Origin of the sequence: Agrobacterium tumefaciens (genome assembly GCF_013318015.2) — a bacterium.
GTDB lineage: Bacteria > Pseudomonadota > Alphaproteobacteria > Rhizobiales > Rhizobiaceae > Agrobacterium > Agrobacterium tumefaciens.
Genome location: NZ_CP115842.1, coordinates 2,065,481 through 2,086,242 on the forward strand (window position 1 = coordinate 2,065,481; position 20,762 = coordinate 2,086,242).

16 protein-coding genes are annotated in these 20,762 nt (G+C 59.4%); 4 read left to right on the plus strand and 12 right to left on the minus strand.

The window, feature by feature from the left end; all coding sequences use genetic code 11:
- Positions 1–25 precede the first annotated feature (25 nt).
- From tssM to tssA, 12 genes are all read right to left on the minus strand, one after another.
- On the minus strand, positions 26–3,505 hold the full coding sequence (gene tssM / locus G6L97_RS22830; RefSeq protein ID WP_025594820.1) for a type VI secretion system membrane subunit TssM: 3,480 nt from the start codon (positions 3,503–3,505) through the stop codon (positions 26–28).
- Positions 3,502–5,013: a type VI secretion system protein TssL, long form gene (gene tssL, locus G6L97_RS22835; protein WP_013760997.1), complete on the minus strand. Its 1,512-nt coding sequence runs from the start codon at positions 5,011–5,013 to the stop codon at positions 3,502–3,504. Before tssL ends, tssM begins: the two co-directional genes overlap by 4 nt.
- Positions 5,010–6,350: a type VI secretion system baseplate subunit TssK gene (tssK, locus tag G6L97_RS22840; RefSeq protein WP_013760996.1), complete on the minus strand. Its 1,341-nt coding sequence runs from the start codon at positions 6,348–6,350 to the stop codon at positions 5,010–5,012. Before tssK ends, tssL begins: the two co-directional genes overlap by 4 nt.
- A complete protein-coding gene (locus tag G6L97_RS22845; protein WP_013760995.1) occupies positions 6,340–7,545 on the minus strand; it encodes a type VI secretion system-associated FHA domain protein in 1,206 nt (401 codons plus the stop codon). Before G6L97_RS22845 ends, tssK begins: the two co-directional genes overlap by 11 nt.
- 6 nt (positions 7,546–7,551) lie before the next feature.
- Positions 7,552–8,556 (minus strand): type VI secretion system baseplate subunit TssG, encoded by a 1,005-nt coding sequence (gene tssG / locus G6L97_RS22850; protein WP_174003855.1) that lies wholly within the window; start codon positions 8,554–8,556, stop codon positions 7,552–7,554.
- A gap of 9 nt (positions 8,557–8,565) precedes the next feature.
- Complete coding sequence (gene tssF / locus G6L97_RS22855; RefSeq protein WP_111783910.1) at positions 8,566–10,347, minus strand: type VI secretion system baseplate subunit TssF; 1,782 nt, start codon at positions 10,345–10,347, stop codon at positions 8,566–8,568.
- The gene (tssE, locus tag G6L97_RS22860; protein WP_013760992.1) at positions 10,340–10,849 is read right to left on the minus strand and encodes a type VI secretion system baseplate subunit TssE; all 510 of its coding nucleotides are present in this window, start codon (positions 10,847–10,849) and stop codon (positions 10,340–10,342) included. The genes tssF and tssE overlap by 8 nt, the downstream gene beginning before the upstream one ends.
- Complete coding sequence (locus tag G6L97_RS22865; protein ID WP_019566786.1) at positions 10,842–11,663, minus strand: type VI secretion system accessory protein TagJ; 822 nt, start codon at positions 11,661–11,663, stop codon at positions 10,842–10,844. The genes tssE and G6L97_RS22865 overlap by 8 nt, the downstream gene beginning before the upstream one ends.
- Complete coding sequence (gene tssC / locus G6L97_RS22870; protein WP_065661993.1) at positions 11,660–13,054, minus strand: type VI secretion system contractile sheath large subunit; 1,395 nt, start codon at positions 13,052–13,054, stop codon at positions 11,660–11,662. Before tssC (G6L97_RS22870) ends, G6L97_RS22865 begins: the two co-directional genes overlap by 4 nt.
- Before the next feature lie 55 nt (positions 13,055–13,109).
- The gene (gene tssC / locus G6L97_RS22875; RefSeq protein WP_004431481.1) at positions 13,110–14,591 is read right to left on the minus strand and encodes a type VI secretion system contractile sheath large subunit; all 1,482 of its coding nucleotides are present in this window, start codon (positions 14,589–14,591) and stop codon (positions 13,110–13,112) included.
- Positions 14,592–14,687: 96 nt separating this feature from the next.
- Entirely contained in the window at positions 14,688–15,197 is a 510-nt protein-coding gene (gene tssB / locus G6L97_RS22880; protein WP_111783908.1) for a type VI secretion system contractile sheath small subunit, read from the minus strand.
- Positions 15,198–15,262: 65 nt separating this feature from the next.
- Positions 15,263–16,318, minus strand: a complete 1,056-nt coding sequence (gene tssA, locus G6L97_RS22885) for a type VI secretion system protein TssA (RefSeq protein ID WP_111783907.1) — start codon at positions 16,316–16,318, stop codon at positions 15,263–15,265.
- A 220-nt stretch (positions 16,319–16,538) separates the two neighbouring features.
- On the opposite strand from tssA, the gene tssH reads away from it, so the two are divergent.
- The 4 genes from tssH (at position 16,539) to G6L97_RS22905 (ending at position 20,752) form a co-directional block, all read left to right on the plus strand.
- Positions 16,539–19,208 carry a type VI secretion system ATPase TssH gene (gene tssH / locus G6L97_RS22890; protein WP_174003857.1) on the plus strand — a complete coding sequence of 890 codons (2,670 nt, stop codon included), beginning with the start codon at positions 16,539–16,541 and terminating at the stop codon, positions 19,206–19,208.
- 57 nt (positions 19,209–19,265) lie between these two features.
- Entirely contained in the window at positions 19,266–19,742 is a 477-nt protein-coding gene (locus G6L97_RS22895; RefSeq protein WP_004431488.1) for an Hcp family type VI secretion system effector, read from the plus strand.
- Positions 19,743–19,850: 108 nt separating this feature from the next.
- Positions 19,851–20,240: a Rap1a/Tai family immunity protein gene (locus G6L97_RS22900; protein WP_013760986.1), complete on the plus strand. Its 390-nt coding sequence runs from the start codon at positions 19,851–19,853 to the stop codon at positions 20,238–20,240.
- Between the two features lie 11 nt (positions 20,241–20,251).
- Positions 20,252–20,752 (plus strand): type VI secretion system amidase effector protein Tae4, encoded by a 501-nt coding sequence (locus G6L97_RS22905; RefSeq protein ID WP_013760985.1) that lies wholly within the window; start codon positions 20,252–20,254, stop codon positions 20,750–20,752.
- Positions 20,753–20,762 lie beyond the last annotated feature (10 nt).

The window sequence follows — 20,762 nt, forward strand, 5'->3', positions numbered from 1 at the left end:
GAAACATCAGCATTCCGGTCCGTCACTAGAACTGCGCGGGGCAGGCGAAGCTGGCAATTGCATCCAGCTTGAACGGGTTGAGAACCGAGCCGAACTGAATATCGAATTCGGCAGCCTGTCCGCCATTCTCAAACCGCACCCTCAGCAGATCATCCGACTGGTTCTCGATATCGGCACCGTCAAACAGCCGGAAGGGCGACCAGTCGCCATTTTCGGTTTTGGCCTGCTGCCAGCCGCCGGGCTGGAAGGCGATGCGCGACAGGCTTGCCGTGTTTTCGCGCGAAGGCCAGGTGATCGATTTCGCCTGGACCGGACCATGATAATAAACGACCCGCTCGCCCTCAATCTCCAGCATTACCGCGCTGGATGCATTGGTAAGGGAGACGGGTTTGACATTGATCGAAACCGCCGGCGTTTCGCTACCATTCGGGAAAAAGGCGCGCGAGATCTTGTCGGCATTTTCGAACTGGGCGACGGCGCTGCTGGGAAGGCCGGCCGCGCCAAAGGTACCCTTCCAGCTCCATGGGGTCGTCGTCTTGTCGACAAACGGTTCCATGCGCTGTTTGAAGAAACTCTGGAAAACCCCTGCCGGCCCGAAGAGACGCGTGAAATCCGCAATGGCGACATCGCGCGCGGAAGTCCGGTCGAAGGGATAACGACCGGTGACGATCGAAGAGCACAGGGAGGCTGAATCTGATGCCCAGAGTTCGGCAATGCGGCTGCGAGCGGACTTCACCGCGAGCGAGCCGACATCCGCTGCCACGCCTGCCACCCAGACGTCGAGCGGTGCCGGCAGTTCGCGGGCCTGCTGCAGCAGGTCCTGATTGGCCTTGGTGAGCTGGCTGTCCACGTCGAACACCTTGGCGACTTCATCGGAGGTTGTTGCCGAGCGGGCAAGCTGTTCGTTCAGCAGCTTGAAATGCGCGAGCAACTGTTCCGATGGCGAACCGCCGGTCTTGTCGCCATTGGCCTGCTCGCCCGTTGTGGCTGCGTCTTTCGTCGCCAGGATGTCGCGCAGTCTCGCATAGGGATCGGACGCATTCACCGAGGCCGCCAGAACGGCTGTGGTTGCGTCGCCTTCCGCAGCGGAGGCGAGGGTGTTGGGGTTTGCTCCGGGGCGGAGATCGGTCGCCTTCGCGATCGATCTGGCAGCCTCCATCACGATATTGCGCTCATTGGCAAGCGCGCGGGTCGTTTCCACTGCGTCGCCGAGGGTCTGGGACGGTTTGACCCGAAGGTCGGCCAGCATATCAACCCATTTTTTCTCAAAACGGTCGAAATAGATTTGTAGCGTGGCCTGCGCCACCTGCTCCACAGTCGCGCCCTTGATGGCATCATCAGAACCACGCACCCAGCCTTCGGAAAGTGCGATGCGGGCGGCATGAGCGACTTGCGGAATGACGACACGGTGATATCCATCCGCAGTGAATAGGCCCTCTATGCCCTCCACCATAGGCGCTTTGCTGCGACGCTCGAAAGCACGCTCTCCAAGAGGACCGAAAGCCGTCGCGGGTGTCCATTCCATCAGTTCGCGCACCTGTGGAAGACCCGCGAGAATATCATAGGCGCGTGTGCCGATCGCTTGATCGCGGACCGTTTCGCGGGCGGTAGCGATGAGCCGCGCATCGAGCTCGATCGGGGCAAGCACGCCGTCGGCCAGTGCCATTGCGTGCTGGTCAAGCGCTTCTCGCACCGCTGCCCGTCCATCACCAGGGTAAAGCGATGCGAACATCAGATGCGTCTGCACGGTCAGGAAATCGCGGTCCAGTGCACCCATCCCGCCCAGCATTCCATAGAGTTTCAGCGAATTGAACGTGCGGGTGACATCCTTTTCTTCCTTTAGCTGCTTTTGCAGCTGCACGATCATGCGCGGCAGCAGCAGGGCGTTGAGCGCGCGCTGATAGGCATCACGCTGGCGCCCGGCAATCTTGTCTTCCTGATCGAGACCGAAGCTGACATTCCACATGCGTTCGCGGGCAAAGCCGGAATTGGCATCGCGCAGATTGTCGAGCGCGGGGAGGATGCGCAGGAAATCGGCATCTGCGACCTCTCGTACGGGAATTCCCTGAACGAGTTGCTCATAAGCGCCAAGTTTGCGATCCGCTTCGGCGAGCGCCTGTGTATTGGCGAAATAGGTGAAAATCCAGCCAGTAAAGACAATGGCGACCGCGGCGGCGGATGCGCCATAGGCAATGCGCCGCACCAGCAATTGCCGCCCGGAAAGGCGTTTGTCGCGCATCACCAGTGCGGCTTCGGGGAAGATGACGTCCTTGAACAGCCGCGAGAGGAAGTAGCTCCGGCGGGTTCTGGGGGATGCGGGAGATCTTTCCGTTTCCGGCTGCGTTCCCGACGCGAGATAAACGCCGCGCAGAAGCGGCGCCTCAATGAGCGGCGAACTTGCGCAAAGCTCGGCAAGGGCTTCGTGCAGCCGGTCTTTCAGCCGCGCCAGCTCGGCCGGAAAACGGAAGATGCGTCCGCGTATCTCCGCATTCTGTTCCTGCTGCAGGCGTTCAATCAGCATGGCATCGACCCGCTGCTGCAGCAGCTCGAATTCTTCCGTCAGGCGCTGCGGCAGGTTCTCGGCGGAGTAGCTCTCATCCAGCTTGAAGGTTGTGCCCCAAACCTGCTGGCGATCGGTCTTGTTGAAACCGTCGAAAAACTCCACGAAACCATGCAGCAGGTCGGCCTTCGTCAGAACGATATAGACCGGGACCCGAGCGCGCAGATATTCGTCGAGTTCCGAAAGCCGCTGACGGATGGAGCGCAGTTCCTGCCGCTGTTCTTCGGGATCACGGTTGAGCAGATCGGGGATGGAGAGGGTAACCAATGCGCCGTTGATCGGCTGCGAACGGCGATATCGCCTCAGGAGGCTGAGAAAACCTTCCCAGCCGGCCTTTGAGGATCCGTCGAGATCGTCCTGCGTGGTATAGCGGCCGGCGGTGTCTATCAGGATCGCCTCATCGGCGAACCACCAGTTGCAGTTGCGCGTGCCGCCAATGCCCTTCACCGCATTTTCGCCGAGCGCATCGCCAAGCGGAAATTGCAGGCCGGAATTGGTGAGTGCCGTCGTCTTGCCGGAACCGGGGGCGCCGAAGATCACATACCAGGGCAGGTCGTAAATATAACCGAAGCGCTTTTTCGTGACGCGTCGCAAGAGAGCGAGCGCTTCCTTCAGGCGTGTCTGGATTTCGCCGATTTCCGCCTGCCGATTGGCCAGCGCCTCGCGCTCGATACTGTCGACGAGTTCCTTGTCCTGCTTGCGTCCGCGGTAGATCGTGACGACGATGTAGACCAGCCAGATGGCGACGATGATGCCGATGGCGATGAGCCGGGCCTGCACCGTTCCAAGCGGCTTGAAATTGCCGAGCGCAATCAGATAGCCGTAGAACCAGATGACGACGCAGAGCGCTATCACCCATAAAAGCGACAGGAAACGTCGTCCGACGAGGGCCGCATAGCTCTCGACATAGGAGCGGATCGTATAAAAATAGCTCAATGGATTCATGGCTGGGTCTCTCCCGGCTGCTGTCCCGGACTGTTCTGTATGGGCGGCGAGAGAATGCCGGCATCGCTCAGTTTTTCATCGGGATTGGTCAGGACCATGATTTCTGTTCTGCGGTTTATCTGACGGCCTTCTTCCGTCTTGTTGTCGGCGATCGGGTCGCTGTCGGCCCGGCCTTCGGTCAGGATTGCCTCAGGACCGGTGAATTGGGAAAGAATGTCTCCAACGGCCTTGGCGCGCGCCTCGGAAAGGTGCCAGTTCGATGGAAACTCCACCGTCTTGATCGGCACGGTGTCGGTATAACCGATGACCACCGCACGAAATTTCTCAGCCGCAAGCGCGCCGCCGATACGCTGGATGAGATCGCGGAACTGCGGGCTGACATCGGCGCTGCCTGTCGTGAACAGGCCCGAATTGTTGATGCGAACCCGCAGCCGCCCGTTCACATCCGCAAGGGTCACGAGCTTCCTGTCGACTTCTGGCTGCAGGAAGGCCATCAGCTTTTCAAGCCGGGAGGGTTGTCTCGGCTCCACGATTTTGGGTGGATCAACGACGCGGGGAGTTTCCACTCTAGTTGGCGGCGGCGTTGGTGCAGGAGGGCTTGCGATCAACACGCTCGGTGTTTCGTTCGGCGGCAGATGAGCAAGTCTTTCGAAGGTGACATCGGATGCGCTGTTGAGCGACAGCGTGAAGAAGAGATAACCGAGCGCGAAGGCGAGCGCCATCAGCGACAGCATGGTCCAGAGCGCCGCCATCGCGCGCAATGGCGTATGTCGGGCATCGACACCTTTCCAATGCGGAGAAAGCTCCCGTTCGAAGGCGCCATATTGGCCGATCAGCGTTTTGTAGAGGCTGTCGCGGATGCGTGAAAGCTCGAGCGCTCCTTTCGGTGAAACGCGGGTTCGTCCTTCGAAAGCCAGCGACAAGCACAGATAGATCAGAAGCAGCAGATCCTTGTTGGTGCCGGGCGACTGGTGGAAATGGTCGAGAATGTCGAAAACCCGGTCGCCGCCAGTGACGTCATTGTGGAACGTGGAAACGAGCCCGGAGCGCGCCCAGCCTGCCCGCACACCCCAAGGCTTGCTGAGAACGACGTCATCGACCGTCGCGCAGACGACATAATGCGCAGCCCTTGCCCGCTCGGGGCTAATGCGGGCGGAGGCGAGGTCGCGTTCATAGCGTGTAATTGCTTCAACGCAGGCGCGGCGAAGCTGGTCGGGATCCGGCTCGGCATCGCTGAAGCGCAGCAGATGTGCGAGGTTGAGAAGGGGAGCTGCCGATTGCACAAGTGTCGGAACCTCCTCGCCGCCGAAGTGGAAACCGGTCAGCAGCTGTTCGACCGGCATGGCAGTCGCCTTTGCCCTGCTGGGGCCTGCCGGCTCGTCGGTCTCGACGATGTCCTCCAGGATTGCCGCCATGTTGCGGGCGTTCTGGTTGCGCCGGCGACTTTCCTCGGTGATCTCGACCACCGTTGGCAAGTCTTGCCAGGAAGAGGGGTTTTCCGTGCTCATTCGCGTAATGCCCACATTTCCATTTCAAGCCCGGGAAATTCTCCCGCCAGATGCAGGGCAATCGCCCCTGAAGTATCGAGCTGTTTCCAGAGCGGCGACTGCGTGTCGATCTCGAAATAAACGGTGCCGGATCGATAGGGTAGTTGCCGCGGCAGAACCGGCAGGGACCGCACGGGAATACCCGGCAGTGCCACATTAACCAGTTCGGAAATCCGTTCCACCGGACCGACCTTGATCTGTGCCGGCAGGCGGCGGCGAATATCCTCGGCAGCCATATCCGCCCGCACGGCAAGCACGAAGCCGGCGTCGCGCAGAAGCGTGCGGTCGTGGATAGTGCCGACGCGGACGCCATGACGGCGTTCCACCAGTTCGATTGCGACGGCCGCCTGTTCCAGAACCGCAGACAGCGAGGTACGCAGATCATCAAACACAGCGCCGAAGGTGGCTTTCAGATCGTCGTGTCGATAGGGCGGGAAATCTGTCGCCCGCTTTCTATCCGTGGTGAAGGTGGCGAGCTCGCCGGCAAGCTGGATGCAGTCTTCGTAAAAGCGGATGGGATGAAAACGCGTAGCGTTGGCACAGCGATGCGCCAGTAGCGGATCGGCCCGGTTGAGGATCTGCAGCAGGAAATAATCGCCCACTTCCGCCGTCCCCCGGATCGTCGGATCACCGATGCGTTCGGCGATCGCCTGGGCGCGGTGGCGCACGATCCCAAGAAGCTCCGTCAGCAATTCGTTGAGACGGGGCGCTGCCGCGCAGCTGAGGCTTGGAGGGATGAAATCAGGATCGAGAATGACCGCACGGTCGGAGCGGACTTCGATTACCCGCGCCAGCCCGATGAGTTCATAACCGGAAAGATCGTCACCGGTCTTGAGGAACTTCAGGCTCAGGCGGCCGACATCAATCGGGGCCACGAAATCCGTCTCCATATTGGTATCGGAGACTTCATAGGTGGATGCGGTGAAACGCACATTGTTGGTGTCGTTGTGGCCGCTGGCGGACATGTCGGCCTTACCCGGCTGCCGGGCCGGCAGGGCGAGATAGATGATGGCATTTTTGACGCTTTCGTCGAGATCGAGCGGCGGCGGCAGGTCGGAATCCTCAGGCGCCTCGAAGGGCGTGCCGTCGGGAAGGATGCCGCGCAGGTTCGACAGAGCGAATTGCCCTATCGACAAGGCGCTGCGATCGACCCCGATCTCAACGATCCCCCACGGATAGGGCGAAAGGTTGCGTGTGGTGTTGCGCACCAGGCGTTCGGTCCAACGGTCGGACTGCTGAAAATGCTGGACGCGAAGAAACATGCCCTCGCTCCAGGCTACACGGTTCTCATGTCTCATCGTGGTCATTTACCCCCTTGGCATCGGCTGTGGCCGCGTCAGTCTGCCGTACCGGCGCGGCTTCACCACGCGCTGCGCGCTGCAGGAACTGCCTGACCGGCAATGGACGGCCGTTTTCTTCGAATTGCTTTTTGTAGGCGGACCAGTAGTCTGTTTTGATGATCAGCCCCTGCCAGTCCCGGCGGCCGATCTTTGCCCGGAAATCGTTGCCGGCATCGACAGACGCCTCGATAAACCTCGGCTCGAGCCTTTGCGTGCAACCATGGATCAAAGTTTCGAGCGCGTAGGCAAGTTGCCGCTGCTGGCGGATGAGCCTTTCCATCCGCTCGCTCAGGGAGGCTGACGAACCTTGGCCAGCGTGCTCGCTCTCGAGGTCGAGAACGGCTAGACAATCGGCGCTTTCCTGCTCCAGCGTGGTTAGAAGATCACCAATCTCCGGCGCGGTAGAAACGCCTGCAGCCGATGCGTTTTCCACTCGTAAGTTTTCTTCTGTCTCCGGGAAAACATTGTCGAAATCTTCGCTGCGGGCGGCCGAAACCGGGCGAGAGATCATGACGGGCGTGTTTAGCGCGTCGGTATGTTCGTGCTCGCTGCTTGCAACCGGCTCCTCATCCCAGTTATCAGGAAGAATGGCACTTATTCCATGCGCCGCGGGCGGTTCGCTCCAGCCGATCTCGACATTTCGCGAAATGGATTTCGCCTTCCGTTTGGCGCCCTCCCGCCATGTTTCGGACCAGTCGTCGACAGAGGCAGTGTTGCCCATCATGCCGCCGGCCGAACGGCCGTTCGGGGCGATGTCCGCAAGGATCGCCGAAATGGTCAGCGGCTCGTCGCTTATTCGCAGGGATGCGTCGGGGTCGGAAAAATCCAGTTCGGCATCGCCGCTGATGGCGACCTGAAAAACCTGCCCGCCAATGTTGATTTGCGAACCGTCGCGGAGACGTGCGCTTTCGCCTTCGAGCAGAAGGCGGCCATCGACCAGCGTGCCATTCGCGCTCTGGTCCATTATCGTGAAGCCTTCGCCATCGCGGTTGAGTGTACAGTGCAGCTTGGAAACGCGCCGTTCATTGTCGTCGATCTGCCAGTCGCATTCCCGCGAACGGCCAATGACGCGGCGGCCGCGCTCGAAGGTCCACTGACTGGCTCTTGCTGCTCCGATATTGCGTGTGTCCTTGAGTGCAAGCTTCATATCCATGCCCCCTCACGCGGAAATCGCCGAGCCTTCCCGCTCGGTCACCACAGCGTCAGCGCTGTCTTGTTGGGCGGGTGCCACGCGAGCCCAGCTGTTCCAGCCGAGACGGGCGGGAGCATCGGACTGGCCGAGGCGGCAAAAGGGAATGTCCTCCTTTTTCAGGATCACCTGCACATCGAAGTGCAATGCGCTTCCGACGAACAGGCGTGTCAGAGAAAATATTTCCGCAAGCCGTTTCGAACCGGGCGTGAGGGCAAGGTAATCCGCATATGCGACAGGGCCGATCACGACCCGGAAGCCGCCGCTCATATCTTCGACAGCGCTTCCCGCTGTCGAGTTCTGTCCGAGCCTCAGTCCTGATGCCTGCCCCAGCTGGCTTTGTTCGTGAAGCGGTAAAGCCACCCAACGCCGGCGAAACTGTTCGATATGGACCGGAAGTCCCGTGAATTCGCAAAGCATTGATGTCAGGGCCGAAACATTGCGGTTGCGGCCGGCCAGAAGACCGCTGAAACGCAGGAGCGCGTCTTCGCTCACGCCTGCTTTCTCGACCAGACCGGCAGTGCGGAACCCGATGAGGGCGAGCAGTGTTTTGCGGAAACCGTTGTCCCTCTGATCGGCCGACCAGCGCAAACCCCTTGCAAGACGGTATTTTTCCGTCGCGGATACAAACAGCTCGCTGAGCCTTGCCGCAAAAAGGTTGAAGAAGCTGGCCAGCGCGCCCGAACGATTGCGTTCTTCCCGTTGCAGCAGTTCGCCGTATGCCGGCGGTAGCGAACCAAGCGGGCCGACGATGGGCGCGAAAGCTGATTTCAGTTCGGCATGACCGCGCTTGCGGCTGAAACCGCTGACTGCAAGCGGTGTCGGCTGTATTCCACCATGGGCGCCGATGACGATCCCGTCATCCGCCGAAACGAACTGGGCGACGCGAAACGCGGTTGCAGGGTCAAAACGGCCGGGATCGTTGCTGAGAAGCGCCGCCTGTCTGTCTTTGATGGTTGGCGTCTGCTGTTCCATACCCGTCTCCTAAAGCAGCGGCCGGTCGGCCGCGCGGGCTGGCCAGCGGGCAATCGGTTTGGAGTGGCCTCGCATCGTCGCCGTCAGTCGCGTGAAACTGTTGATCGAGGTGTAGAGCCCGAAGAAATGGTTGAGGACGCCGGCGAAAACAAATGCGGCAGGTCGCGCGATCAGTGCCGGGTCAAACTCCACCGTGATATCTGTTCCCGGTACCATGGCCGAGCCAATCCGGGCATGAGAATTCTGCGCCTCGACATGGCTGATCGCCTCCACGATCTGTCGGGTTTCCGGGCTGTCCCTGAAGGAATACAGTGACAGAATGTCCTTCAGCGGTGCGCCGCCGTTGTCGCTGAGCGAGAGATGGTTGAGGAGAAGATGTGAGATCAGCCGCCACTCGCGTGCCGAACGCTCGTTGACGCGGATCGCCTCCGTCGGCGGCATCAGTGCATGGATGGATTTCACCGCCTCGTTGCCGGTAGAAAGCTGCAGGAATGGGTGCCCGCCGCCAAAGGGAAGCTGGCTTGGCAGTTCGCGGTTGAGGCAAAGTGTATCGATGCTTGCCACCATGTCGAGCGGCCCAAGCGGGCCGCGCTTCTGATCCACGAAGGCGATGTCCGTATCGGAAGAGCCGTCATCATCGAACCGGCGCTGTATCTGCCAGTAAACGTTTGCGCCATTATTGCGCTGTGTGCGACCAAAAAACGGAGACGTCTTCTCGGTCTGTCCGGAACGGCTGGTCAGTTGAACGTTTTCAACGGCATAGATCTCGCGCGTCCGCTGCCGCCGTGCATCCGGCAGCAACCTGTATTCCGTCCGCGTACCATCAAGACTGAGCGGTTCGCAACTTTGTTTGAACAGGTTGATCACCGGCGAGGCGTTCAACACAAAATCTCTGACCGACACCATGCGCTCAAGCCGCGTGTCCGCCGCATCCAGATAAATGTATAGCTCGCAGTCGCCGCCGCCCCATTTCTGCAGGCCGTCAATATCGAGAAACAGAAATTTCTGCGGCAGCGCGAAGAATTCGGTGAGAAGCCGGTATCCATCAAAACTGTTGGCTGGATATGGCAGCATGGCTTTATCGCGAGAGTACCCGGACGGCGTAAGACTTCCGGCGGGCAGGAAAACGGCTTCCTTGTCCTCGGCGTGACGCGCAAGCGCCATGCCGACGCAATGGTTGGTCAAAAGCTCGTAAAGCGCTGTCGCCTGCTGCCATGCGGCGGACAGGAAAATCTGGAGTTTCGTCAGTCCCATTTCCGGGAAAGTACCGCTGCGCGGGGCCGTGCTGCGTAGCGAAAGCCTCAAACAGCTGGCCGTGCCGGCAAAGGACGCCGAAAAAGGGGCATCGATCGGCTGACCGGTGAGTGTGGCAGCTGCGATCTCCAGTGGAACGATCTCGACGTCCTGCGTGGTGCGGAAACGGCAGCTTTCGCCGCCAACCGGTTCGGCGAGAATTTCGCTGTGGCGGGGAAGCGTCTGCACGGTTGCCAGCGCCGGGCTCGGAGCGAATTGCACGACGCTCATCGAAGGGATCGGGGCAAGATAATGCGGATAGAGCGTTTCCAGCAGACTGTCCGACAGTTCGGGGAATTCGTCATCCAGCTTCTGGCGCACCCGGGCGGCGGAATAGGCGAAACTCTGGATCAGACGCTCGACATGCGGATCGTCGGCAACGTCGCCCGTCATCCGCAGCCTTCCGGCGATCTTCGGAAACGCCGCCGCGAAACGAGATGCGCGCTTTCGCAGCGCAAAAAGCTCGTCATTGTACTTTTCGAGGAAGCCTTCAGCCATTCGTCGCCTCCACCAGGAATTGCTGCGTGGAAGGATCGATCCGGGATTCAAAGCTGATCGGCGGCATGCCTTCCTGTAGGCGGAAGCTTGCCTGTATGCGCATGCGAAGCGCCCGGTCACCATCCGTGCGGTTTTTCAGGATCGTCACATGCACGTCGGCAAGGCGTGTTTCGAACAGGGAAATCCGCCGCTCGATGCTGCGAGCGAGTCGCGCCTTGGAGGCATCCGTCACCAGATTGGCCGAAAGAATGCCGTCCACGCCGTAGCTTACGAGGGCATCGGACAGTTCCTTCAACGCAGCCGGCGGGCCGGCCGGGTTGCGGCGAGTATTGAGCAATGCCTCGAGGTCGCGGCGGATCACCTCGCGCATCTCGCGGGCCTGATCCTTCAGGCTGACGAGCATATCCGTTTCCGCATCCGGCGCGTCATCGAGCAGCCGGTCCAGAACCGAGCGCGACAGCGTCCTTTGCCGTGCGCGATATTGCTCCAGCGGATCAACCACGGGCGATCTGCCTTTCTTCGTCGGACAGGGCGGAAAGCGCGCCGATTTCGTGGAACGGCACAACATCGTCGCCAATCAGCAGGCAGCGTTGGCCGAGACCGGTTATCAGTGGTTCACCCTCACTCCAGTGCGTTTCTCGACCGAGAAGGAGGCCGACATCGTCACCCGCACCGTGATAGATCGCAGGAAGCAGTACGGATGCGACTGCCCCGTCGCGCAACGTCAGTTCGGCGCCGCGAAAGGCGAGGTCGCGCGGGCGGCTCATGGGGTCGATGCTGAGGCTCTCGATGCGTCCGTAATCGATCCAGAGATAACGTCCGCCGTTGGTCAGGACTTCCAGCGCATGCGGAACCCGATCGTCCAGATCGCGGATGTCGCCGGCGCTCTTGCCGTCGTGGCCGATTGGCACATTGCCGCGTTTTTCGTCGAGTTCATTCAACGCGTCTTTCGCGCCCTCGACATCGCCGCTCCGCTCGGCAATGTTCGCCCGGATGGCCAATTGGTCAAGTTCGGAGGGGCCGCCGGGGAAATCCGGTACGGCGCCGCTTTCAAACCACGCATTGCGTGCGGCCATGGCGCGCAGCTGGTGGCGGAAGAGGGAAAAACCGACGCTGTCCTGCGGTGAGAATGTTGCGGCCAGATTGCATTGCGCATCGGCCTTTTCATAGTCGCCGGCGAGGACGAGCAGATCGATGTAGAAATGGCGGCCATCCTTGTCGGTCGGCCTGGTTTTCACATGGTCCCGCGCGAGCCCGATTGCGTCTTGCAGCTGGTTGTCGTCCAGGAGGCGGGAAATTTCGTCGCGCAGCGTCATGCGGATATCCTTTGCGGCTCGGCCGAAGGCCGGGATGCGGCGGTGGCCGGCATCATGGTTTCGGCAATGAGGTGGAAGCTCGTGGAGACGTCATCGAGCTGGAAATGCGGCTGAAGGCGGACGGTACATGAGAATGTTCCGGGCTTGCCGGGAACCTCGAAGACATTGATCCCTGCAGAGCGCAGCGGATAGCGAGTGCGCAACGCCGCCTCCGCATCGTCGTTGCCGAGCGTATAGGAGGAAAGCCAGCTTTCCAGTTTACGCTCGATGGTCGTGGCATCGCTGAGCTGGCCGATGTCATCGCGCATGATGACCTTGAGGTAATGCGAGAACCGGGAGGCACACAGCACATATTGCAGCATGGCAGCGAGGCGGGCGTTCTGCCTCGCCGCTTCGGTGGAGTAATGGCCGGGTGCATGCAGGGATTGGTTGGCGTTGAAGATCGCCATGCCGGAAAGATAGGTTGTGGAGACGGGTACGATGCCCAGATCGGAAAATTGCTGTTCCTGCCCAGTCGTCAGTTGCACTTCCACGGGCGGCTGGGCGGACAGGCCGTTGCTCTCGATGCCGAGATCAAGCGGTGGCAATTGTCGGGCAGAGAGCATGCCGCCATCCACGGCGTCCTGTGTCACACCGCGCAGATCCGCAAACCAGCCGGAATCGACGAAATTGCGCACCACAACCGTTGCGAAGGCAAAGGCGGCGTTGCCCCACAGCAGGGTCTCGCCGCTTTCCGCCACATGCTCGCGGAATGGAAATCCGTCATCCCGCCCGCGCGCATAGGGCCTGTAGGGGGAACGTAGCAAAACGCGCGGTGCGACAAGGCCTACGAAGCGTGAATCGTCGCGTGCGCGAAGCGCATTCCACCGCAGCCGCGATTTCTCCTGTTTCAGCCAGGAAAAGTCATGGACCCGGCTGAGCTCCGAAAAGTCCTGCAGCCCAACGGTGGAGGGCGAAGCCGCCGCTACGAAAGGGCAGAAGGCGGCCGCAGCCACCATGCCGATCTGTGACAGCGTTGTGATGGAATCGGCACCATCAAGATCATCAGGGGAAAAGGCGTAGTCACCGATCAGAAGGCCTACCGGTTCGCCGCCCGGCATGCCAAATTCGCGGTTATAGACGACCTCGAAAAGATGGCTCTGGTCGAAGTCGGTGGCGCGTTCCGTGTTGCGGGCAAGGTCGCGCCAGCTGGCGTTCAGCAGTTTCACCTTCACGTCGGTGCTGCGGCCCGCCTCGCGCACGACCATGGCAAGCCCGCGCCATCTCGCCTCCATCGCCTGAAAATCGGGATGGTGGAGAATAGCGTTCACCTGGCCGGTCAGCGCATCGTCGATGAGGGCGATGAGCTGGTCGGCGAAAATACGGGCGTCCGTGAAGGACTGATGCGCCATGAGTGTGCTCCGGATGATGAACGGGGCCGGGGTGGCTGAGCACCCCGCACCAGGCTCAGTTCTTCGACGGAATACGGGCGACCATGCGCAGCGAGGTCGTCAGTTCTTCCATCTGCAACCAGGGCCGCATCCATGCGACCGCATTGTAGGCGCCGGGTTTGCCGGGCACTTCCTGCACGGTCACCTTGGCATCGCGCAGCGGATATTTGGCGCGGCTTTCCTCACCCGCCTCGTCATTGGCGTTGACGTAGTTGGCGATCCAGCGATTGAGCCAGACTTCGCAATCGGACGCTTCCATGAAGGAGCCGATCTTGTCGCGCCCCATGACCTTGAGATAATGCGCGAAACGCGACGTGGCCATGATGTAGGGCAGACGTGCCGAAACGGCGGCGTTGGCCGTTGCTTCCGGCTTGTCGTAGAGCTTCGGCTTGTGCGCGGTCTGGGCGCCGAAGAACACCGCATAGTCCGTGTTCTTATAGTGGCACAGCGGCAGAAAGCCGAGTTTGCCGAGTTCGGCGTCGCGGCGGTCGGTAATGCCGACTTCGGTCGGGCATTTCAGATCCAGGTCGCCGTCATCGCTGGAGAAGACATGCATGGGCAGGTTTTCCACCTTGCCGCCGTTTTCAGCCCCTCGGATAGCCGTACACCAACCGCTTTTTGCGAAGGCATCGGTCAGCTTGGTGCCCATCACGTATGCAGCGTTCATCCAGCAATATTCGTCATGCTCAAGGTCACCATTCACCGCACCCTTGGTTTCGTCATAGGCGAAGTCATCGATCGGGTTGGTTTTCGGGCCGTAGGGCATACGCGCCAGCACACGCGGAAGAGCGAGCGTGACGAAACGGGAATCGTCACTTTCGCGGAAGCTGCGCCACTTGGCATATTCGACCGTGTCGAAAATCTTTTCCAGATCGCGCGGACGGGCGAGATCGCGATAGTCCTCGAAACCGAACATGTGCGGGCTGGCAGCAGAGATGAATGGCGCGAAGGCTGCCGCCGCGATCGATGAGACGCCTTGCAGCAGCTGGACGTCATCGAAGGAATTGTCGAATTCGTAATCGCCGATAATGGCGCCGAGCGGTTCGCCGCCGGGGGTGCCGAATTCGTCTTCATAGATCGCCTTGAAGAGGCGGGACTGATCGAATTCGACGGCTTTTTCGAGATCGCGCGCCAGTTCACGCTTGCCGGCATTCATGACGCGGATCTTGAGGTTGACGCTCGTTTCGGAGTTCTTGACGAGATAGTTCAACCCGCGCCAAGTGCCCTCAAGCTTGGCGAATTCGGGCGCCTGCATGATAGCGGCGAGCTGTTCGGAAATCGTGCGGTCCAGCTCCGCGATCGCGTGGTTAAGGGTGACGGTGAGGTTGCGATCATATTTTACCGTCCCCTTCAGTGCTTGATCGGTCAGCGTACGCAGGAGGTTCTGCGCGCGGTCCGGTTCGGTTTGACGGGTAGCGGCAACCACCTTGGACAGCAGTCCCTGATCTTCGGCGGTCGTTGCCTGTGCTTCATTTTTCAGCAGGCTCTCAGCGCTCATGTTTCAGTCCTTCCACATGCGGCTTTGAAAATGCCGCTTGAACAGTTAGAAGCCCCAAGCGGGGCCGTTCGAGGAGATTTTCCTCCACACAGGCGATTATTCGTTCGCGCCGGTCTTTTCCTTGAGTTCGGAAACCAGCGTTGCGAGGTCGGTCTTGTTTTGCAGAATATCCTCCAGCATCCGCTCCAGATCTTCCGAACGGTCGGCCTTGGAAAGAAGGTCGCGCAGTTCGTTGCGGGCATCCAAAAGCGCCTTGAGCGCCGGAACCTGCTGCACGACAGCGCCGGGTTCGAAATCATCCATACTTTCGAACTTCAGGTTGACCTGCATGTCCGTGCCATCCTTTTGCAGCGTATTGGCAACGGAAATATTGAGGCCGGGCGTCATGCGCCGCATGACTTCGTCGAAATTGTCGCGGTCGATCTGAACGAATTTACGCTCCCCGAACGGCTTGAGCGGCTGGGTGGGATTGCCGGAGAAATCACCGAGCACACCGACCACGAAAGGCAGTTCCTTGACTACCATCGCGCCTTCGGTTTCGACTTCGTATTTGATGTGAACGCGTGGTTTGCGAACACGCTCCAGCTTCTCATGTACACTTGCCATTTCAACCTCCTTGGTGCCCCTTGGCACAGACGACTGTTACGGAGCGGCGTCGCGCTCCGCGCTTTCTATTTTCCGTTGCTCTCTCCGCTTGGCTTGATGCCGGCGGCGGTTAAGACTGCGTTGCGAACCTGGGCTTCCGGCAAAAGCTCGGCCAGCAGTTCCGAAAAATCCATGCGTCCCCTGCGCACCAGTGTCTCTATGGCAAGGGAGATCGGTGAATGCGGCTCGGTACGGCGGAAGTAACGCGCAACCGAGAGAAGAGTTTCAAATGCTTCGTCGCGCGATAATATGCCTTCCGGTGCGGTCACGGCGGGCCGCGCGGCCGCCGGCCCGCTCTCGTCTGAACCGCTGATGCCCACAGGTTCCTGTTCGACGGATGCCGGCTCCTGGTCACGCCCGCCGAGCGAGCGAATTGCAGACGCTGCTTCGACCAGCGTGTTGCGGATATGGGAACTCGGTGGTGCGGATTGCCCGCAGCGCTCGGCAAGGATGGCCATGATGGCATCAAACGAGGAGAGGCACGCAGTCACCTCTGTCAACTGGGATGACATGGCGGCAACGCCAGTTTCAGACGCAAGCCGATATAGCTCTTCGCGACGTTTGCTCTCATTTGGGCGCTGCGCGAGTTGAAAGTCCCATAGGCTGTGTTCGCCAAATTTGCCGCCTGGGATCAATGAGGCGAGGCGCAAAGGCTGAACAAGCGTTCCTTCGCTGCCGACACCGTTCAATCCCGCTAAAGGTGCAAATTTTTCTTCGTCATTATCGTCGCTGATTGACCGCAGCGAGTCCCAGTGGTTGTAAAACAGCTCTTTGCCGAGGTCGTAGATTTCGCGCAGACCATGAAAGCCGCGCAGGCGCAGCGATGCTTCCGCAAGCCACGCCAATATTTCAACATCCTTGCTTTCGGAATATATAATCTGCAATCCAAGATTGCTGACATTATCCCAGCTACTGGATATTTTCAGGTTATCCTGCGGAGAAGCGGCGCGCTCTTCTGTACGAGCTTGGTTTCTTTCATCCTTAATTCTATAGTATATTTCACGCGTTCTTGCGTTGACCCGGATATTTTCTCCGCAGTCATTCAGAAATTCTACATCTGTTTTAACGTTCGGCGCGTTCAATGGCAGTCTATCTCCGAGAAATAGTAATGGATTTTTTGTAGTTACTTCCCTTACGTAAGGCTATTCATGAGACAGACTTATTCTAAATGTGTCTAAATTGTGGCGTCTAGTGGATAATCTCATCTGACAAAAAATCAACTTCGGGGTGGACAAGTTGGTTTCATCATCATATTTACTCCACGTCACGTTGTGGAATGAACCCGGGCAGGAGGCTCATTGCATGTCGCATATCGATCTCAACCGCCTTGTTGGAGCGCTTGAGCCAGACCTGCGTGTTACCCTTGAAGCTGCGGCTTCTGTTGCGGTGCGCATGGGGCACAGATACGTGGATATCCCGCATTGGCTGCTTGCGGTTGTGGACTCCGGCATCTATGCGAAAACATTCGAGGAATTAAAAATTCCACTTCCGGTATTGCAGGCTGAAATCAGCCGCAGTCTGGAGGAGTCCATCATCGGCGACGGAGAGGCATTGTCGCTCTCCCAGAACATCCTCACGGCAGCCCGGGAGGCATGGATTCTCGCATCGCTGGAGGCTGGCCGCGACCGTGTTACGCTTTGCGATCTTCTGTTGGCGATGGATGAGGAAACATCACTTCGCTCTTTCGTCCGCTCGGCATTTCCTTCTCTCAAGGCGATGGATCGCACCGCGCTTGAGCGTCTTCGCAACTCGACTGAAAATGGCGCAGGCGTGGATGTTCCTTCCGCGCTGGCAGGCTCAGGGCATGCAGGGACAGGACAGTCTGCAGGCCAGAATGATTTCTTGCGCCTTTACACCCAGGACATGACCGCAGATGCCCGCAATGGCAAGGTTGATCCTGTTATCGGCCGCGATGATGAGTTACGCCAGCTCGTTGATATTCTAACGCGCCGCCGACAGAACAATCCCATCCTGGTAGGTGAGGCGGGGGTTGGCAAAACGGCGGTTGCCGAGGCGCTGGCGCTGGAAATCGCGTCTGGCAACGTTCCGGAAAAGTTGCGCAATGTCCGCCTGCTGAACCTCGATATTTCGCTACTTCAGGCCGGTGCCGGCGTTAAGGGTGAGTTTGAGCGCCGCCTTCATGGCGTAATCGATGCGGTCAAACGTTCTACCGAACCGGTCATCCTGTTTATCGATGAGGCCCACGGTCTCGTTGGTGCGGGTGGTGCGGCCGGGCAGGGCGATGCGGCCAATATTCTCAAGCCCGCTCTGGCGCGGGGTGAAGTGCGTACCGTCGCGGCGACGACCTGGAGCGAATACAAGAAGTATTTCGAAAAGGATGCGGCGCTGACCCGTCGTTTCCAGCCTGTACATGTGCGCGAGCCGGATGAGACGACCGCCATACGTATGTTGCGCGGTGTCGCTGACAGCTTCGTCAGCCATCACAACGTTGTCGTTCGTGACGAGGCGGTCGTGGCCGCGGTGCAATTATCCGCACGCTACATGCCCGCGCGGCAGTTGCCGGACAAGGCCGTCAGCCTTCTCGATACGGCCGCGGCTGCCGTCTCACTGGCACGGCAGACCGAGCCGGAGCGGCTGCGCGCTATGGAAAGCGAGCGGCGCCTTCTCACCGATGAGTTGAACTGGCTTCTGCGTGAACCGCAGGATGGCGAGATTGACAGCCGTATCCAGTCGATACGGGGCGAAGTCGAAAAGCTTGAGAGTGGGATCGATGATCTGCGCAGCCGTTACGACGCGGAGATGGCTGAGCTAAGCGAAGAGCAGCCGGTTGAAGGCGATGTTTCCAATGTCTCTCCCCTGCGGCCTGCGGTTGAGGCAAAACCGGCAAATGCCGAGAGACTTGTCCCGACGGTCGTTGATCGTGAGGCGATCGCCGCCGTCGTTTCGCGATGGACCGGAATTCCACTTGGCAAACTTCTGGCGGACCAGATCGAAAGTGCCCGGACACTCGATGCGCGTATGCGGCAGCGGGTGGTGGGGCAGGATGCTGCAATTGCACGGATTGCCGATGCCATGCGCACTGCGCGGGCCGGATTATCCGATCCGCGCCGCCCGCCGGCCGTTTTTTTCCTTGTTGGCATGTCCGGAACAGGAAAGACCGAAACCGCGCTGTCGCTCGCCGATATGCTCTACGGCGGCAACAGCCATTTGACGACGATCAACATGTCGGAGTTCAAGGAAGAGCATAAGGTTTCGCTGCTTCTCGGTTCGCCGCCCGGCTATGTCGGTTTCGGCGAAGGCGGCGTGTTGACGGAAGCGGTGCGCCGTCGGCCGTTCGGCGTTCTGCTCTTGGATGAGATCGACAAGGCTCACCCCGGCGTCCAGGACATTTTCTATCAGGTGTTTGACAAGGGCGTGTTGCGTGATGGCGAAGGCCGCGACGTGGATTTCAAGAACACCACTATCTTCATGACGGCCAATACAGGCTCGGAGTTGCTCTCGGCGCTGTCGGCCGATCCCGACACGATGCCGGAAGGCGAAGCGCTGGAAGCGCTTCTGATGCCGGAGCTTACCAAACAGTTCAAGCCCGCGTTCCTCGGGCGCACGATCATTCTTCCCTTCATGCCGCTTGGTACGGAGGCGCTTGCAAGGATCGTGGATATGCAGATTGGCAAGATCAGGGAACGTGTGCTCGCAACATATGGCACCGGCCTGACCCTGTCCAATGTGGCGCGAGATGCCTTGGTGGCGCGCGCCGGTGCAAGTGAGATTGGCGCACGCGCCATTGAAATCATGATCGGCAAGGACCTCCTGCCGCCTCTTTCCAGCTTTTTCCTCGAAAAGGTAATCGCGGGAGAGCGTGTCGGGAACATTGTTGTCGATTTTGGTGAAAACGGGTTCGGCATTCGTGCCGAAGAGGCTGGGGAAGCAGATGAATTCGCCGTAACCGAAGAGGTTGGGGTGGATAAAGTTGCCGCGTCGGATGGGGCTACCCGACGCATGCGGCATTAAACGAAGGGTAACTCGGCCTCGGAGCAAGAGGTCATTTTAGCTATAGGAGCTTACAGCATGCCAATTTATCTGCAGATTGACGGTATCCAGGGCGACGCCACCCATGAAGAACATCGCAAGTGGATGGATATTGAAGCCATTCACTGGAACGTGGCCCGCAACATGAACACCTCTGCTGGTTCTGCTGCAAACCGCGAGGCATCCGAACCGACCATTTCGGAAGTCATTCTGACCAAGGTTAGCGATTCTTCTTCCACCAAGCTTTTCCAGGAAGCCTGCGCCGGCCGGACCGGCAAGCTCGCAACCATTCATCTGGTGACCACGGGTAATCCCGGCAACACCTATATCGAGTATCTGCTGACAAACACGCTTATCGCCAGCTACTCGGTGGATTCCAGCGGTGACCGTCCGGTGGAAACCGTCAAGCTCAACTTCACGAAGATGGAAGTGAAGTACACGCCGTTCGACGACAACAACTCGCCGCAGTCTCCGATGATCGCCTCCTACGATCTGGCGACGACGAAGGCTGCCTGATCGTGACGCGACCCGGTGCCGGCGTTGCCGGCACCGGAACGTTTTCAATGCAGTTTTGCAGCTCACGTCGTGATGTTTCACGTCGAGTTTGGTCTAGGTGGTTTTTTGATGCGCTCCCTATATGCGTTTTTTGTTTCCGTGCCGGTTGTTCTGGCATCTTCCGGTCTTTCGCCGGTCGGTGCGGCGGAGCGGACATGGATATTCTCTGGTGCCGAACTCAAGCAGGCCATCGAGGGTAAGCTTGCCCCGGAGGTGTCCGATCCGGAAATGCGGCGGCTGGTTTCCGTTGCAAAGTCAAGCGCCTATATCGCTGGCGTGGCCGATCTGACGAGCGGATCGGACTGGTGTGGTGCAGGCGCCGTGGCGCCCCATGAACTCAACGACCGGATCTACACCTATCTCGGCGATCTTCCTGCGGAAAAACTGGATGAACAGGCAGCCACTCTCGTGCGGGAGGCGCTCAAGGTCTCCTTTCCCTGTGAGCAGAAAAGTAACTAGTGGGACGAACCATGCGCGTTAACTTTGACACTCTTTATAAGAATTATCCGAGCAGCGACCCGTCGCACCCGAACTATGTCAGCCAGCGTGATCTTTTCACGGAAATAGGCTGGGATGATTTTATCGGTAACCCGAACTATCACAATACCTGTGCCATCCGCGTTAGCATCGCTTTCGTGAAATCGGGGATCAACATCGTGCCAGCCTCGCATCGCATCCAGAAAGGTCCATATGCGGGCAAGGGCATTGAGGTGAACATGCGCCGCCTCGCAAATCTGGTGAAACGGACGAGCTATCTAGGCGAGCCCGAACCGTTTACCCCCGCGACAGCGCGTAATGGCATCGGTGCCCGTAACGGTGTTGTGGCGTTCAACAATATCCCTGGTTACACCGGAGGCGGCCATATCGATCTTGTGCGGGGTGGCTCAGAGGCCACCCAATGCGCGTCGGCCTGCTACTACAATTCGGAAACGATCTGGTTCTGGCCACTTCAGTCCAGCCGCGGGTCCTGATTAGGAGTGT